The organism is Mesorhizobium sp. CA10 (genome assembly GCF_020165285.1).
GTDB lineage: Bacteria > Pseudomonadota > Alphaproteobacteria > Rhizobiales > Rhizobiaceae > Mesorhizobium.
This window is the reverse complement of sequence record NZ_JAIUHV010000005.1, coordinates 326,503-341,869: the sequence shown is the minus strand read 5'-3', so window position 1 is coordinate 341,869 and position 15,367 is coordinate 326,503. Positions and strand designations below refer to the sequence as shown.

The following is a 15,367-nucleotide window of genomic DNA, read 5'->3' as shown; positions in this document are numbered from 1 at the left end:
GCTAAGCTCCTTCGCCTGGAAGGGTTGGCACCGTTGAGAGATCTTGCGATGCGAGCATCGGCGGGGTCTCATCTTCAACGACATCGTTGCTTTCGAGCAGCCTGAGCGCCGTGCGATATCCATCGAAAGTGCCGACATCGACATAGGCCGTTCCGGCCTTGACGCCGTAAGCCTCGCCTCCGGCTGCGAGATAGGCGTTGATCAGCGTGCCGAAATACTCGTCGAAGCCGTCGCGCTGGCGCCACAATGCCGCGAGCTGGTGGAAGATACGGCCAGGCATCTTGAAGGCGCCCCAGACCCAGTTTGTTGCGGCATCAGCTTGCTTGACCTGGATTCGCTCGACACGTCCGCTCTGATCCAGGACGACGGCGTCGAACAGTTCCGGGCGATCGACCGGAAACATCAGAAAGGACAGCCGGTCGTCGGCCAGCCGGCAGAAGCCGTCCTCGGGGAACCAGATCGTGTCCGGCAGGCCGATCAGGACCGTTTCTTCCGGCGTGACCAGCGGCTCGGCACGGAAGATCGCATCGCACAGTCCGATCGGGGAGGGCTGCGCGACGAAGATTGCTGCGGCGGTGTCATAGCCCGCGGCATAATATTCGAGAATGTCCGACTTGCCGGAACCGATGATGAAGCAGATGCGGTCGACGCCGTTTCGGACCATCCGCCGCACCAGATATTCGCTCACCGCGCAGGGGCGCTCGGTCTGCCCGTCCAGCCGGCTGCCGACCGGCAGCAGCTCCTTGGAAAAACCCAGCGGCTGAATGCGGCTGCCGCGGCCCGCGGCAGGCACGATCCCCAACATCAGACGGCTTCCTCCATTGCTCCACCTGCCATGGACGCGGCGGCGTTCAAGATGCGATCGAGTTCGGCGGCGCGGTGCGCGGACGTGTGCTCGTCGAGGACGCGTTCACGGGCGCGGCGGCCAAGCGTCTCGATTTCGTTGTCCGACAGGCCAAGCGCGGCGACGACATCGCCGGTAGTGTGTGCCAACAGAATCTCGCTGCCGGGCGTGAAGAAGCTGTCGAGGCCGGCCCAATCGTCGGAGATGATCGCGGCGCCGCAGGCGGCTGCCTCGAACAGCCGGCCTGACGGGCACCAGCCCTTGCGCGCCATCGCCTCGCGGGTGACGTTCAGCGTCAGGCGCGAGGAGGAAAAGAAGGCGGGGTGATCCGCCGGCGGCAGGTGCCTGACGAAGAAGATATTGCCGCTCCATGGAAAGTCCGCTGGATATTGTGCGCCGCCGATGATGAAGCGGCGGTTCGGCAGTTGGGCCGCTGGAGCTACGAGCAGTCTTTCCACGGCCGCCTGCCGGTCCTCGGCATAGGTTCCGAGATAGGAGAGATCGCCGGCGAACTCGGACCGCGGCCGGGCCGGCTGGTGCCGGTTGGGGTCGACATGTCCGTATAGCGGCAGGACATGGCGCACGCCGAGAATACCCTTCAGCGCATCGATCGCCGATCCTCCGGTATAGCTCAGGATCAGGTCGAAATCGCGCAGGCCATCCGGCTCGAAATAGGCAGGATAGTCACCTTGCTCGATTCTCGCCAGCGTTACCGGTGTATCGAGATCGTAGAACACCTTCAGCCCGCGGCAGCTCTCGTTGGCGAGCCGCGAGGCCCTCACGGCGTCCGGACAATAAGAGGTGACTATGACCACGTCGGCCTGCCGTATCGCGGCCTCAGCCTCATGGCGGATACTCTCCCAGTCCGGGTAGAGAATGATGTTGCAAGCATCGAGCCGGTCGAGGTCCCTGGCACCGGCGTAATAGGGCGTGTCGCGCTCGAAGAAGCTGATCGACCAGCCAAATGGGGCCAGAGCGCCTATCAGCCCGCGCCAGAGCGTGGCATGGCCGTTGCCCCATGAGGACGTGACGGTGAGACCGAATATGACCATGCGCATCGCCGGCCGCTCCGTCAGGGGAGTTCGTTGAGGCGGATGAGCTTGGAACCCCAGTCGCCATGAACGACTGTGGTGACCGAGGCCGGCGCGATATCGAAGCGGAAGCAGTCGCCGAGCTGCAGGCCGAGAATCGCGCAGACGGCCGCCTTGATGACGTCGGCGTGGCTGATAAGGGCGATGCACTGACCCTGCCCATTCTCGCGCAACGCGTCCATCAGGCCGACGATCCTGTGTTGGACGTCCAGCATCGTCTCGCCGCTCGGCGTGCGGGCGCTCTGGCGCTGGTCGTTCCAAAGCCGCCAGCTTGCGTCGCCGTTCAGTTCTTCGAAGGTCTTGCCGGACCACTCGCCGAAGTCGATCTCATCCAGTTCTTTGCAGATCGCGATCTTCTCGACCTCGCAGGCGATCGCGATCGGCTTCGCGGTCTCCAGCGTGCGTTCGCGCGGACTGCTCAAGATGGCGGCGAGCGGCTCGCGCGCCATGCGGCGCGCGAGATGCAGCGCCTGCGCCTGTCCGGCCTCGCCCAGGCGAACGCCATCGAGCCGCCCGGCCAGGTAGCACCCGACATGATCATGAGCCGCGTGGCGGATGAGAAAGAAAGTCGTGGTCATTCGGCGGCATCGAGCAACGGCTCGTCCCCGCCGGCGATGAAGGCCAATGTGCGCAGGCGCGCCTCGGCGTCGGTGAACTGCTGGGGCGGCGACTTCATGAAGTAGCTGCTGGGGCCTGTGAGCGCGCCGGCAATGCCACGGTCGAGGGCCAGCTTTGCGCAGCGGACGGCGTCTATGACCACGCCCGCGGAATTGGGCGAATCCCAGACCTCCAGCTTGAGCTCGGCATTGAGCGGCACGCCGCCGAAGGTGGTGCCTTCGACCCGTATATAGGCCCATTTGCGGTCAGTCAGCCACGGGACATGGTCACTGGGGCCGACATGGATGTTGCCGGCCTCGAGCGGGACATCGATCTGGCTGGTGACGGATTGCGTCTTGGAAATCTTTTTCGATTCCAACCGCTCGCGCTCAAGCATGTTGAGGAAGTCGGTGTTGCCGCCGAAGTTGAGCTGATAGGTGCGATCGATGCGCACGCCGCGCTCCCGGAAGAGATTGGCGAGCAGCCGGTGCACGATTGTTGCGCCGACCTGGCTCTTGATATCGTCGCCGACGAGGGGAAGACCGCGCTCCTCGAAGCGCTGGCGCCATTCCGGCCGCGAGGCGATGAAGACAGGAATGCAATTGACGAAGGCGCAGCCGGCCTCAAGCGCGCATTCGGCATAGAAGCGCGTCGCCTGTTCGGAGCCGACCGGAAGATAGGATATCAGCACCTCGACCCCGCTCCCCCGCAGCCGGCCGGTTACGTCTGCGACCGGTTCATCCGACTCTTCGATCTCGTCCCGGAGATATTTGCCGATGCCGTCGAGTGTTGGGCCGCGCTCCACACGGACGCCGGTCGGCGCGACATCAGCAAAACGGAAGGTGTTGTTGGGCGCGGTGTAGATCGCTTCCGCCACATCGCGCCCAACCTTGTTTTTCGCGACATCGAAGGCGCAGACGACCTCAATGTCGTCGACATGATAGCCGCCGAGGTCGGCATGCATCAGCCCGGGGATCGGCTCGTTGCCGTTGGCGTGGCGATAGTAGGAGAGACCTTGCACAAGAGATGACGCGCAATTGCCCACGCCAACGATGCCGATGCGAACTTTCTTCGATGTCACGAAACCGCTGCCTCTTTGCTGAAGGTAAGTTCCTCGCGCCGAACCGGGAGCGACCTCGAATGTTCCTTCGCGCCGCGAAAAATTGCTGAGCCGGATCTCGGATCAAAGAGGCGCCGCTTCGCGTTGGCGGCCAGACAGCGGGATAGGAGCCGCATGATCGTCTTCGGCGACCACAAGCGAACGCGCAGCGCACAACAGCTGAGGGAAGCTGCCTTGGCCGCAGCGGCAGCACTCGGCGATCTGCCCGCCGGTATCGAACGTCACGCCGCCGTGGTCGATCTTTTCGTCAGCGCCTCCGAACTTGTGCAAGGCCTTGCCGATGCGGAATTCGACACCAGGGGTGCCGATTGCCATTCGTCGACACAGAAGCTGGGGTCGGAAATTCTCGTCGAGTTGTCGGGGGAAGTGCTGCGATCCTGGCGACAAGGATTTGTCCGGAGCGGAGCGCTCGACCCGTTGCTGCTTGCGAAGCTTGCCACCATCGATTGTAGCAGCGAAATTGTTACCGGCCCGGCCGAAGGCTACGCGCTTTATGCGCTATATCCGGAAACCTATCTGCTTGCGGCGCTGCAGTCGGGTCTCGACGCAAACACCTGCGTCATCGGGATCCGCGGCATCGGTCTCGGCCTCGCGGCGATGGTCGCCGCCGCGCTGCATGCGCCGCCGCCCGTCAGTGTGCGGCCGATCGGGCACCCGTTTAGCCGCCACATATGCGCCGCGCCCGAACTCCTCGGCGGCTGGCGCGACAGACCTCATGCCAAATTTGCCATCGTTGATGAAGGTCCGGGCCTCTCCGGCAGTTCCTTTCATGCTGTCGTTGCCTGGCTGCGCCGGCAGGGCATCGACCAGGAGCGCATTCATCTGTTCCCGAGCCACCGCGGCGGGCCGGGCGTGCAAGCTTCGGCAGACATGCAGGCTATTTGGAGCCACTGCTCGCGCCATGTCGCGGATTTCGAAGCGGCCTTCGATGGATGCGTCGCGCCGAACCTTCGCCACTGGGTGGCGAACCTGCTCGGCAAGGCCGATGTCGAACTCTGCGAGATTTCCGGCGGCGAATGGCGCAAGCATATTTCCACGCCACCGGAGCATTGGCCTCCGGTGTTTGCCGGCTTTGAGCGGCGAAAATTCATGGCACGGGCGGGCACGGAGCGTTGGTTGGTCAAGTTCGCCGGTCTCGGCGGGACCGGCCAGCACAAGCTGCACACGGCGAGGTCGGTGCACAGGGCCGGTTTTGGAACGCAGCCCGCCGGACTCTGCCACGGCTTCCTGATCGAGCGTTGGACAGAGGCGGACAGGCTGGATCGGACAGAGCTGGCCAGGGACCTGCTGGTCGAATGGCTTGGACGCTATCTCGGCTGGCGCGCTGCCGCGTTGCAGACCGAAGAGGCCGGCGCGTTGCTGGAGAGGCTTGCAGACATGGCCGTGCAAAACTGCAGGGAAGCCTTGGGGGAAGGGCCGGCCGAAGCATTAAAGGGTTGGTTCGCCCGCCACTCCTCACATCCCTTCCTGCGGAGGATCGAGATCGACGGACGCCTGCACCCGTGGGAATTTCTGGTTAGGCCGGACGGAACCCTGCTCAAGACGGACGCCGTCGACCATTGCCGCTCGCACGACATTGTCGGCTGTCAGGACATAGCCTGGGACATTGCAGGCGCGACGGTGGAATATGAGCTTTCCGCCGCCGAGCTTTCGCGGCTCATCCAAGGCATTGAGGCACAAATGTCGCGTGCCGTCGATCTTTCTTTGGTGGACTACATGGAGCCCTGCTATCTCGCCTTTCAGCTTGGGCTATGGACGATGGCCGGACAGTCGACACATGGCGATGAGCGGGTAAGGGCCACGCGCGCCGCCGACCGCTACGAAACCGGGCTTTCGCGTTTTATCGAGCGCGCGAGGACCTGATCAGTCCAGCCTGCGCAGCATGTCCGCTTCCTGTTCCAGAATTGTGGCCACTTCCTCGCGCTGCAGATGTGTCATCATGAGGCTGACGCAACATTCGAGATAGGTGATGGAGGCTCGCCGCAGGAACGCGGCGGTTTCGGCGGCCGCCATCTGGTCGATGTCCTTGATTGGTCGCTTCGGCTGCACAGTTCTTCTCCATGACGGTTGTCATGTCCAACCGCAATCCCGGTCGGTTGTTCCGCTACGGCGAAAGAAGCCACCGCCTCAGAGCTGAAGGTTCCGAACTTTTCCGGCCTCAGTCCTGTTGACCGGAGCGATGGGCTCCATCGCGAGGTCGTCGAGGCTCGAGAAAAAGGCTATGGTTTGCAGCAGGCCTTGCCTGAGAGGCACCTTGGGCGACCAGCCGAGAAGCGCCCTTGCGCGGCCTATGTCGGGCCGCCGGCGGCGCGGGTCGTCCTGCGGCAAGGGCAGGAATTTCACGGGCGATTTGGTGCCGGTCAGTTCCCGAACCAGCCTTGCCAGTTCGAGGATCGAAAACTCGCCGGGATTGCCCAGATTGACCGGCTGTCGCGGATTGGGATCGACATCCATAAGGCGCCGCAATCCTTCGATCATGTCGCTGACATAGCAGAATGACCGGGTTTGCCGGCCGTCGCCGAATATCGTCAGCGGCCGTTTCTCGATCGCTTGCATGACCAGGTTGGACACGATGCGGCCGTCGGCCGGGTCCATTCTGGGACCATAGGTGTTGAAGATGCGGGCGATGCGAATATCGGCCATCTCGGCCCGCAGATAATCGAAGCAGAGCGTCTCCGCGGTGCGCTTGCCTTCATCATAACAGGCGCGCGGCCCTGTGCAGTTGACGTGGCCGACATAGTCCTCGCGCTGTGGGTGCTGTTCCGGATCGCCGTAGACTTCGCTGGTCGACGCCTGCAGGAAGCGGGCGCCGTTGCTTGCGGCGAGCTCGAGCAGATTGAGCGTTCCGATCACACAGGTGCGCGTGGTGTGGACCGGATCGGCCTGGTAGCGGGGCGGCGATGCCGCGCAGGCCAAGTTGAAAACGCGGTCGACAGTCTCGCCGAGCTCCAGCGGGACGCAAACGTCCTGCTCGATCAGCCGGAACCGGGCTTGGCCGATCAGCGAGCTGACATTCTCCATTCGGCCGGTAAGAAAGTTGTCGACGCATATGACGCGATACCCTTCGTGAAGCAAGGCCTCGCATAAATGCGAACCGAGGAAACCGGCACCGCCGGCGACAAGCGCCGTCTGTGTCTGCTGAACCCTTCTTGATCGCCGCATCTGCAAAGTCTCCTGTCTGCTATTCATGCTGCACTTTCCACGTTCAGATCGATCGCCGCGCGCGCATGGACAGACTGAGTCAAAGCCTGAACGAATTCACGCGCCCGAGCGCCGCCGGTGTGGCTTGCAAGCACCGCCTCGCGTGCCGAACGGGCCATATCGAGTCTGGCCCGCTCCGATTTGGCTGTGAGGATTTCCTGCACGTCGCCGGCACTGGCTGCGGTCTCGATCGTCGATTCCGGGAAGAAGCTATCGAGACCGGGCCAGCGGTCGCTGATGATCGGTGTGCCGCAGGCAGCGGCCTCGAAGAGCCGCACGCTGGGCGACCATCCTGCCGCGATCATCGACGCGCGCGTAAGGTTCAGCGTGTAACGCTGGCGGCTGTAGAAGGCGGCATGTTCGGTGGGCGGCAGGTGCTCGATCCGCTCGACATTGTCCGGCCAGGCGATATCGGACGGATATTGCGAGCCGGCGACGACGAAGCGGCGCTCCGGCAGGCGGCGCGCCGGCTCCAGCAGTAGCGCTTCGAGGGCGAGCTGCCGGTCGGCGCTGTATGTTCCAAGATAGCCGAGATCCCATTCGATCGCGTCTCTGGTGCGATGGTGTCGCTTTGGATCGACCGAGCAGTAGAGCGGCTCCGTTCGGCGGGCGCCGAACTCCGATCTGAGGCGCTGCAACGTCGGTCCGCCGGTGAAGGAGAAGTAGACGTCGAAATAGGGGATCTGCCTACGGGCAAGGTAATCGCAATCGTCCTCGGCAACCCGCGCCAGCGTCACTGGCGTGTCGATGTCGTAAAAGCAGAACTGTCCAGTGCACAGCGAAGCGAGGTCGTCGATGATGGCCCTGCCTTCCGGCACGAAGGAGCCTATCACCACCGCGTCGGCCCGCTGCAACTCCTGCCCATGATTGCGGGGCAGCTCCGAGACTGTCTGGTAGTAGCGCAAGTCGCAGAAATCGGGGTCGCGCAGGTCCCGGTGATGCGCGTACCAGGGCACGTCGCGTTCGAGGAAGGTGACGCGATGGCCGAGCTCGTTGAGCGCGCGCAGCAGTCCCCGGAAAGTCGTCGCGTGGCCGTTGCCCCAGGATGAGGATAACGAAAGTCCGAGGAAAACGATGTCGAGCGGTTTCGTCATTCCGCGGCCTCCATTGCCCGGCGCTCGAAATGCGCCTTGAAGATGTCGTCCACCAGGCGGGCTCTTAGCGTGTAGGTATGCTCGGCCAGAACGCGCCGCAGCGCTGCGGCGCCGATCGCCTTCGCCCGTTTCGGGGTCAGCGTGCGCACGATCTCGGCGACGTCGGCACCGTCCCGCGCGACCAGGATCTCTTCGCCTGGGGTCAGGAACAACTCGACGCCGAGCCACGCATCGGTGATTAGGCATGCGCCCGCGCCCGCCGCTTCGAAGACACGTGTCGCGGGCGAGAACCCGTTGGCCGCCATGCTGTCGCGGCTGATGTTGAGCACCGCCTTCGGCGTCACGTTGAAGGCGTTGTGATCGCGCGTACCGACATGGCCGAGCCACGAAACGTTCGCCGGCAAGGGCTTGTCGCCCCAGCCGGATCCGCCGAGCAGGAAGCGTTGGCTGCCAAGCACACGGGCCGGATCGAGGAAGAAGGCATCGACGCGCGCCTCGCGGTCGGGCAGCCGGTTGCCGAGGAAAGCCAGGTCGCAGGCAAAGCGCGGATTCGCGGCGACCGGATGATGTGTCTCAGGATCGAGCGCGTTGTAGATCGGCACGCATTCCGCGGCGCCGAGCGCGCGATAGTCCCAAACCACGGGATCGCCGCCGCCATAGGTCAGCACAAGGCCGATCCTCTTCAACGCCTCATGCAGCGGGTGCTCGGCATGATTGCGCAACTCGCTTAGGGTCGCCGGCGCGTCGACGTCCCAAAATACGGTCAGCGCATCCGGGCGAGCGTTGTCGAGAACCGCATGCAGCAGCGCCTCGTCCTCGAAACCGACGCCGCTTGCCTTGACCACGACGTCTGCCTGCGCGGCGCGCGAGGCGACCTGCATCAGCGCATGCGCTGTCGGCTCATAGACGACGACGCTGCACCAGTCCGGCGCCTCGATATCGCGATGCTTCTGGCGATCGTAGACATCGGGCTCATAGAAGACGATGTCATAGCCGCGCTTCGACAACGCCTTGAGCAAGCCCCGGTAATAGGTGGCCGCGCCGTTCCAGTAGGACGACAGAAGGCTCGATCCGTAAAAGGCGATCTTCATGCGACGGCCTCCCTTGCAGGTTTGGTTTCAGCGACCCCGCGATTGCCGCATGCGGCGAGGATGTCGAACAACTCGTCGACGCGGTGCCGGCATGTGTGGCGCGCAAGGATGGTTTCCCGACCGGACGCGGCCAGCGCCTCCGCACGCTGACTGTCGTTCAGCACGTCGCGAAGGTGACCCCGCATCTCGGCGCCGTCCCGGGCGAACAGGAAATCCGTGCCGGCACGGAACAGTCCTTCGACATCCGACCATGGCGCCGAGACCAGCGGAATGCCGCAGGCCATCGCCTCGAACATGCGTATGGTCGGAATGCCGGGCAGGCTCTCCCGATAAGGCCGGCGGGGGATGTGCATGGTGACGCGATGCCGGGCGAAGCTCTTCGGCACGTCGGCATTGGCAATCCAGCCATCATAGCGCAGCCCTGCCTCGGCAAGCGCGGCTCGGGCGTCGGTCGGATAGCGCACGCCGTGCACGGTTCCCGACAGCGCGAGAGCGCTCGCCGGCTCGATCAGGAACTCGGCGATCTCGGCGCTGCGTTCGTCGTCGCCCCAATTGCCGATCCAGACGAGGTCGGAGACGGGCTCGACATCCGGGCACGGCTTGAACAGCCGGTCGTCCGCCGCCTCATGCCAGGTGAAGACCCGTTTGCCCCAGCCGGCGCGAAGATAGCTCTCGCGCAGCACCTCGCCGAAGACCAGCACTCCGTCATAATGCTCGAGCTGAAGTGCCGCTATCGCCTGCGTCGCCGATACGGCGCGGTGATGAGTGTCGTGGAACAGGAGCGTGAAATTGCCATAGGCTCGCGCCTGTCCGATGCGCGCGACAAGATCCTTGTCCGTCCATTCGTGGACAATCACGACATCCGCGCCGGCGAGCCAGGCTTCGTGTGCGAAGCCGGGGCCATAGGTCAGCGCCATCAGCTCCGGGAAATCCTTGCGGAAGCGCTCGACAGCGAAAGGGCCTTGCTCGGCGAGCAGATTCGATCGGCTCCAGCCGTCGGCGGGTTCCAGCGCGACCGCCTCATGTCCGCGCGCGACGAGCTCGCGCATGATGCCGCGCTGGAAATGCGCGTTGCCGTGATTCCAGTCGGAAACGGCGGAGTGGGTGTAAAACAGGAAGCGCATGGTCAAAGCCCTGCCATGGCCGTCGCCGCCCGATCGTAGACCTCTCGCATCCGCGCCGTCTGGGCGCTGAGCGAGAATTTACGCGCCCGTCGGGCGGCGCGCTGACCGAAATGGCGCCGCAAGCTTTCGTCACGTGAGAGCATGGCGATGCAGCCGGCAAGCGCGTGGGGATCGCGCGCGTCGAAGAACGTCGCTGCTCCGTCCCAAATCTCGCGGTAGGTGGCGATGTCCGCCAACACCAGGGGGGTGCCCGCAGAGGCTGCCTCCAGGGCGGCCAGCCCGAAAGGCTCGTAGATGGACGGCGAGACAAACATGCTGGCCCGCGCCATCAATTGCCGAACCTCTGAATGGCTGATCGAGCCGAGCGAGATGCAATTGTCGAAGAACAGGCGCTGTCCGTCCGGGCCTTCCGTTTCGCCTGCGGCGAAAACGGGAGGGCCACACAAGGCAGCCGCGGCATCGAGCGCCAACCCGTTTTTACCCTCATCCCACCAGCGGGCGGCAGCGAGAACGAAGGACTCGCGATGCGCGCCTGCCGGGCCGGGGAGCGCGCCATTGTGGACGACGCTCAAGCCCGCGATCGGGCCGTAGCAGGCTCCGAGCATGGCGGCATGGCTTCGGCTCGGCGCGACAATGGCTTCGGCGCGGTCGAATCCCGCCCGGTTGCGCTCTCGTTGCCAAGCCCAATCACCCTCGGGCATTTGCGCCCGCACTGCGTGCAGCCATGTGACCACGCAGGAATGCGATACCGCGACGATCGGACAAGTCAGTTCGAGACCGGCTGCCTGCGCCGGCGCATTGAGGTGTATGAGATTGATTGCATAGTCCGACGCAAGCTCCTGCAATTCGCTGGGCAACCGGTCGAGATCTTTCGTGTCGCGCGTCATCCAGTCCGGCGGGCATTTCAGCCAAACCAGCGTGGCGAAGGACCGCGCCTCCCGGGCCTGTTCGGGGGAAGGTTCGGGTCCCAGCCCGGCAAGCACGATGCTGTCGCCGCTGGCCGCCAGCTCTCGCGCCAGATCGAGCGAATAGCGCCAGACTCCGCCGACGGCGTCGGTCGTCATCAGAATGCGCCGCGGACGATGGATCAGTGATTGCAGCATGAGGACTCCAACTCAGCCAGCGCATGCGGACGCTGGTCCTGGATGTCGCTGAAGGATCGGAAGGAGGCGAGGTAGTGCTCATGCGCTCGCTCCCAGGCAATATCGTCGGGTTCGCCCCAGAGTTCGCGGTAGCTGGGCGAGCTCGGATAGGGATAGAGCGGCACGGGCTCGTTCGCCCAAACGCCGTGATCGATGAGGTGCTTGCGCCAATGGTCCACCAGCGCCGGGTCGTCCTCGACCACGCCGATCAGATTGGCCTGAACGAAAGGCACATGGCGACGGGCATCGACCAAAAGCGCGGCCAGATCCTCGGTGTCGAGCCGGCATCGCTTGGCGAGCATCGCACGGCCCTCGACGGTCAGGCTTTCAAGGCCGGCTTCGATCGAGACGCAGCCGGCCTCGCCGAGCAACTTGAGCAGGGCCGGCTTCCACAGGTCGATGCGGGTCTGGACACCGAACTGGATATCGCGGTCGACCAGCGCTTCCAGCAACGCCTTCTGCGGCAGGAAGATTTCATCGATGAAATAGATGTAGCCGACCCCTTGAGCGATCAAACCGTCGATCTCGGCTATGACGGCGTCGTGCTTCCTACGCCGGTACGCATCGCGGAAATCGATCTTGGCGCAGAAGCTGCAATTATAGGGGCAGCCGCGCGACGCTTCCACCTCGGCGCCGGCGCCCTTCTGGTGGGCATCGAACCTGTGGTGGTGGTGGCCATGCGCGGCGATCCAGTCGGACGGCCAGGCGAGCGCAGGATGATCGACGAACGGGCTGGCATGCACCCCGCCATTGCACACTGGAAAGTCGTCCTGGAGCCGGGCCGTATGCGCAACCTTGCTCCAGTCGCTCTGCCGTGCAAGCTCCGTCACGACCTCCTCGCATTCACCGCGCACGACGACATCGACGCCGAGCTTGCGCAGGGTCGGCGCCGGCGTCGCCGAGCCATGCGGTCCGACCGCCACCGTGCGTCCGCCGCGCCCGGCGAGATGATTGAGGAATTCTGCCGGCACGCGCAGCTCGGGCGGCGCGCAGCGCCAGAACAGATAGGTCGGCGCGGTTGTCACGACGGTCATGTCCGGTGCGAAAGCCGCAACGCTTTCCGCAAGCGCGGCGTTGTCCAGCCCTTGCAGCAAGCCGTCCAGCATCAGCACGTCGTGCCCTTCGGCTTCCAGCATCGCCTTCGAGTAGCCAAGCTCCAGCGGTAGATGCGGCTGGCGGCAGCCGAAATAGATGCTGTGCTCGTATGTCCAATGAGGATTGACCAGCGCTACCTTCATGCGACGTACCTCGTGGCTTCGGGGTGCGGTTGGAGCCGATGCCGCAGCAGCCAGCTGGCGAGATCGCTGACGCCTTCGCGCCATGGGACACGCGCCTGCCAGCCGATCGCTGCTTGCAGCTTGCGCGTGTCGGCGACGAAGAAGGGTTGGTCGCCAACGCGCTCGCGGTCGTGGCGAAGCGCGACATCGCTGCCTGTCATGTCGGCGATCTCCGCCAGCAGCACGCGCAGGCTGACCGCATTGCTCGGGCCGCCGCCCAGGTTGAACGCCTGGCCCTTGAGGGCCTCAATCCTGGCCAACACGCCGCGATAGGCGGCTACGGCATCGGACACATGCAGGATGTCGCGCACCTGCCTGCCGTCGCCGTAAACGGTAATCGGCCGGCCGGACAAGACGCTGAGAAGAAAATGCGCGACCCAGCCCTGGTCCTCGGTGCCGAATTGGCGCGGCCCGTAGATGCAGCTCATGCGCAGCACCGCTGTCGGCAGCCCGTAGGATTTGGAATAGTCGAGCACATACTGATCGGCCGCGCCCTTCGAGCAGCCATAGGGCGTGCAGAAATCAAGGCCTACCTTCTCATCGACCCCGCTCGCACGCACCTTCTCGTCGAGCGGCTCGTAGTGATCGTCCGTTTGCCGCACCGCGATCTGGGGCAGGCTGCCATAGACCTTGTTGGTGCTGGCGAAGACTACCGGGGCGCCGGTGCTGCGAGCGGTCTCCAGCACGTTGAACGTGCCTTTGAGGTTGATGTCGAAATCCTGCGCGGGATCGGTCAGGCTGGTCGTCACGGCGGTCTGGGCGGCGAGGTGAAAGATCGCCTTTGCCGGCGCCAGCGCCGCTGCCAGTGCGCCGGCATCGCGTATGTCGACGATTTTGGCGCTCAGCCTGTCGCCGTGCTTTTGCGCCAGCCAGTCGAGATTCTGCTCGACGCCGGGGCGGCTGAGATTGTCGACGACCAGCACGGGCTCGCCGTCGGATAGCAGGCTGTCGGCCAGGTTGGAGCCGATGAAGCCGCTGCCGCCAATGACGGCTATCGGTGCCTTGCGCGGATGCCGGTGGCCCTGGGTCATGAGACCAATCCCCGCTCTTCCAGCTCGCGCCGCATGTCCGCGCCGCGGTCGATAACGACGCTGTTGCGAACCCATGCCGCGAATTCGCCGAGCGAATCTTCCAGTCGATGCTTCGGCTCAAAGCCGAGCAATTCGCGCGCCTTGGAAATGTCGGCGAAGCAGTTGCGTATATCGCCGGAGCGCGCCTTGCCGAGAATTTCGGCGGGGCGCTTCGGAACGCCCATGGCCTTGGCAAGCAGCCGGGCCACCTCGCTGATCGAATAGGCGCGGCCGCTGCCGATGTTGATGGCGTGGCCGGCTGCCTGGCGTTGCTCCAGCGCCAGGCGGAACGCGGTGGCGACATCGCGCACATGGACGAAATCGCGCTTCTGCTCGCCGTCCTCGAAGATCGTCGGCTGTTTGCCGTTGGCGAGGCGCGAAGCGAAATTGGCGAGGACCCCGGTATAGGGATTGGAAAGCGCCTGTCCGGCGCCGAATACGTTGAACAGGCGCAGTGCAACGGCATCGACGCCGTAGGCCTGGCCGAAGATCAGCACCGCGCGTTCCTGCGCATATTTGGTCAGCGCGTAGATCGAGGCGAGATCGGGCCGCTTCTCCTCGTCCGTCGGAAGAGGCGACAGTGCTTGGCCGGTCGCCGATACCAAATCCCAGCGGCCCTCCTTTATATCGGCAGGCTTTCGGCGCGCATTGTCGATCCGCTCGCCGTCCGGAGTCTGATAGAGGCCTTCGCCATAGATGCTCATGGAAGACGCCACGACGATCCGCTCGACCGGATGCTTGATCAATGTCTCCAGCAGCACCGCGGTGCCGAGATCGTTCGCGCCGACATAGCGGGCGATCTCGTACATGGACTGGCCGACGCCAACCTCGGCCGCCAGATGGATCACGGCATCGGCGTCGGAAACCGCTTCGGCGACAGTGTCGCGGTCGCGCACGTCGCCCTTGATCAGGTCGGCCCCCGCAGGGAGGTTGATGGCTTCGGCGCCGTGCACCTGATCGACAAGCGCATCGAGCAGGCGCACCTGATAACCATGGTCGGTGAGTTCCTGGGCGACGTGGCGGCCGATGAAGCCGCAACCTCCCGTAACCAATACACGTTTCACGATGACTCCCTTGCGGACTTTGCTTCGGCGCCCCGAACTGCGCGGCAAAAGGTTTGTTCCCTGCTTCAACAAAGTTCCCGTCGCAGGAGGCGCCGCAGCTTCGACAGGGAGCCATTCCACCATCTGGAACATTGCCTGTTGGCTGCCGTTAGGACCGCTCATCGGTCCCCGCTGCAGAAAGGAAAGTCCATGTCCGAGGCCAAGACGACCACCAACCACGACGAAATCCGCAAGTGGGTAGAAGAACGGAATGGCCAGCCGGCTGTCGTTCGCACGAAAGGCAAGGGCGGCATTCTGCGCATCGACTTCGGCGAGCCCGAAGACACGCTCGAGCCAATCGAATGGGACGAATTCTTCCGCATCTTCGACGAGAACGATCTCGCCTTCCTGCATCAGGATAAAGCCGGCAGCGGTGGAACGAGCCGCTTCAACAAATTCGTCGAGCGCAGCCAGAAAGGTTGAGAGGCCGAAAACCTGGCGCCGTTGGAGGGGAGGAGGCCCTATAATGGCGCGCGGCAGGCGGGGTCAGGCTGCCGCATATATTCCGCTGAGCTCAATCGAGCGACTGGCCGTCGGCCTGGGCGTCGCTCCAAGATCTTAGCCATCCCCGGCGCGTGGTTCCCGAATGGCGTCGGCAGTGGGAACCGCGTGG

General features: G+C 64.2%; 15 protein-coding genes. 2 read left to right on the top strand and 13 right to left on the bottom strand.

Annotated features, from left to right (window positions below; genetic code table 11):
- Position 1: 1 nt before the first annotated feature.
- From LB535_RS14010 to LB535_RS13995, 4 genes are read right to left on the bottom strand one after another with little or no spacing between them, the layout of a single operon-like run.
- On the bottom strand, positions 2 to 805 hold the full coding sequence (locus LB535_RS14010) for a nucleotidyltransferase family protein (RefSeq protein ID WP_224632605.1): 804 nt from the start codon (positions 803 to 805) through the stop codon (positions 2 to 4).
- On the bottom strand, positions 805 to 1,902 hold the full coding sequence (locus tag LB535_RS14005) for a glycosyltransferase (protein WP_224632604.1): 1,098 nt from the start codon (positions 1,900 to 1,902) through the stop codon (positions 805 to 807). The genes LB535_RS14010 and LB535_RS14005 overlap by 1 nt, the downstream gene beginning before the upstream one ends.
- 14 nt (positions 1,903 to 1,916) lie before the next feature.
- Positions 1,917 to 2,513 carry a histidine phosphatase family protein gene (locus LB535_RS14000; RefSeq protein WP_224632603.1) on the bottom strand — a complete coding sequence of 199 codons (597 nt, stop codon included), beginning with the start codon at positions 2,511 to 2,513 and terminating at the stop codon, positions 1,917 to 1,919.
- Complete coding sequence (locus tag LB535_RS13995) at positions 2,510 to 3,613, bottom strand: inositol-3-phosphate synthase (RefSeq protein ID WP_140844510.1); 1,104 nt, start codon at positions 3,611 to 3,613, stop codon at positions 2,510 to 2,512. Before LB535_RS13995 ends, LB535_RS14000 begins: the two co-directional genes overlap by 4 nt.
- Before the next feature lie 153 nt (positions 3,614 to 3,766).
- Between LB535_RS13995 and LB535_RS13990 the strand changes: the two genes are divergently transcribed.
- On the top strand, positions 3,767 to 5,515 hold the full coding sequence (locus tag LB535_RS13990) for a hypothetical protein (protein WP_224632602.1): 1,749 nt from the start codon (positions 3,767 to 3,769) through the stop codon (positions 5,513 to 5,515).
- On the opposite strand, the gene LB535_RS13985 is transcribed toward LB535_RS13990, so the two are convergent.
- The 9 genes from LB535_RS13985 to LB535_RS13945 form a co-directional block, all read right to left on the bottom strand.
- Positions 5,516 to 5,665 carry a hypothetical protein gene (locus LB535_RS13985; protein WP_224544254.1) on the bottom strand — a complete coding sequence of 50 codons (150 nt, stop codon included), beginning with the start codon at positions 5,663 to 5,665 and terminating at the stop codon, positions 5,516 to 5,518.
- Positions 5,666 to 5,779: 114 nt separating this feature from the next.
- Positions 5,780 to 6,814, bottom strand: coding sequence for a UDP-glucuronic acid decarboxylase family protein (locus LB535_RS13980; protein ID WP_140844590.1), 1,035 nt, complete (start codon positions 6,812 to 6,814; stop codon positions 5,780 to 5,782).
- 23 nt (positions 6,815 to 6,837) lie between these two features.
- Positions 6,838 to 7,947, bottom strand: a complete 1,110-nt coding sequence (locus LB535_RS13975; RefSeq protein WP_224632601.1) for a glycosyltransferase — start codon at positions 7,945 to 7,947, stop codon at positions 6,838 to 6,840.
- The gene (locus LB535_RS13970; RefSeq protein ID WP_224551593.1) at positions 7,944 to 9,038 is read right to left on the bottom strand and encodes a glycosyltransferase; all 1,095 of its coding nucleotides are present in this window, start codon (positions 9,036 to 9,038) and stop codon (positions 7,944 to 7,946) included. Before LB535_RS13970 ends, LB535_RS13975 begins: the two co-directional genes overlap by 4 nt.
- A complete protein-coding gene (locus LB535_RS13965) occupies positions 9,035 to 10,162 on the bottom strand; it encodes a glycosyltransferase (RefSeq protein WP_224632600.1) in 1,128 nt (375 codons plus the stop codon). The genes LB535_RS13970 and LB535_RS13965 overlap by 4 nt, the downstream gene beginning before the upstream one ends.
- A gap of 2 nt (positions 10,163 to 10,164) precedes the next feature.
- Entirely contained in the window at positions 10,165 to 11,226 is a 1,062-nt protein-coding gene (locus LB535_RS13960) for a glycosyltransferase family 4 protein (protein WP_224632599.1), read from the bottom strand.
- Positions 11,227 to 11,249: 23 nt separating this feature from the next.
- On the bottom strand, positions 11,250 to 12,542 hold the full coding sequence (locus tag LB535_RS13955; protein ID WP_224632598.1) for a TIGR04295 family B12-binding domain-containing radical SAM protein: 1,293 nt from the start codon (positions 12,540 to 12,542) through the stop codon (positions 11,250 to 11,252).
- Positions 12,539 to 13,612, bottom strand: coding sequence for an NAD-dependent epimerase/dehydratase family protein (locus LB535_RS13950; RefSeq protein ID WP_224632597.1), 1,074 nt, complete (start codon positions 13,610 to 13,612; stop codon positions 12,539 to 12,541). Before LB535_RS13950 ends, LB535_RS13955 begins: the two co-directional genes overlap by 4 nt.
- Positions 13,609 to 14,715 carry an NAD-dependent epimerase/dehydratase family protein gene (locus tag LB535_RS13945; protein ID WP_224527699.1) on the bottom strand — a complete coding sequence of 369 codons (1,107 nt, stop codon included), beginning with the start codon at positions 14,713 to 14,715 and terminating at the stop codon, positions 13,609 to 13,611. Before LB535_RS13945 ends, LB535_RS13950 begins: the two co-directional genes overlap by 4 nt.
- A gap of 189 nt (positions 14,716 to 14,904) precedes the next feature.
- On the opposite strand from LB535_RS13945, the gene LB535_RS13940 reads away from it, so the two are divergent.
- A complete protein-coding gene (locus LB535_RS13940; protein ID WP_140833344.1) occupies positions 14,905 to 15,177 on the top strand; it encodes a hypothetical protein in 273 nt (90 codons plus the stop codon).
- Positions 15,178 to 15,367 lie beyond the last annotated feature (190 nt).

What these genes read in the sequence shown, in the direction of transcription:
- LB535_RS14010 (WP_224632605.1), bottom strand. Translation starts at nt 805, where the DNA reads ATGTTGGGGATCGTGCCTGCCGCGGGCCGCGGCAGCCGCATTCAGCCG.
- LB535_RS14005 (WP_224632604.1), bottom strand. Translation starts at nt 1,902, where the DNA reads ATGCGCATGGTCATATTCGGTCTCACCGTCACGTCCTCATGGGGCAAC.
- LB535_RS14000 (WP_224632603.1), bottom strand. Translation starts at nt 2,513, where the DNA reads ATGACCACGACTTTCTTTCTCATCCGCCACGCGGCTCATGATCATGTC.
- LB535_RS13990 (WP_224632602.1), top strand. Translation starts at nt 3,767, where the DNA reads ATGATCGTCTTCGGCGACCACAAGCGAACGCGCAGCGCACAACAGCTG.
- LB535_RS13985 (WP_224544254.1), bottom strand. Translation starts at nt 5,665, where the DNA reads ATGGCGGCCGCCGAAACCGCCGCGTTCCTGCGGCGAGCCTCCATCACC.
- LB535_RS13980 (WP_140844590.1), bottom strand. Translation starts at nt 6,814, where the DNA reads ATGCGGCGATCAAGAAGGGTTCAGCAGACACAGACGGCGCTTGTCGCC.
- LB535_RS13975 (WP_224632601.1), bottom strand. Translation starts at nt 7,947, where the DNA reads ATGACGAAACCGCTCGACATCGTTTTCCTCGGACTTTCGTTATCCTCA.
- LB535_RS13970 (WP_224551593.1), bottom strand. Translation starts at nt 9,038, where the DNA reads ATGAAGATCGCCTTTTACGGATCGAGCCTTCTGTCGTCCTACTGGAAC.
- LB535_RS13965 (WP_224632600.1), bottom strand. Translation starts at nt 10,162, where the DNA reads ATGCGCTTCCTGTTTTACACCCACTCCGCCGTTTCCGACTGGAATCAC.
- LB535_RS13960 (WP_224632599.1), bottom strand. Translation starts at nt 11,226, where the DNA reads ATGACGACCGACGCCGTCGGCGGAGTCTGGCGCTATTCGCTCGATCTG.
- LB535_RS13955 (WP_224632598.1), bottom strand. Translation starts at nt 12,542, where the DNA reads ATGAAGGTAGCGCTGGTCAATCCTCATTGGACATACGAGCACAGCATC.
- LB535_RS13950 (WP_224632597.1), bottom strand. Translation starts at nt 13,612, where the DNA reads ATGACCCAGGGCCACCGGCATCCGCGCAAGGCACCGATAGCCGTCATT.
- LB535_RS13940 (WP_140833344.1), top strand. Translation starts at nt 14,905, where the DNA reads ATGTCCGAGGCCAAGACGACCACCAACCACGACGAAATCCGCAAGTGG.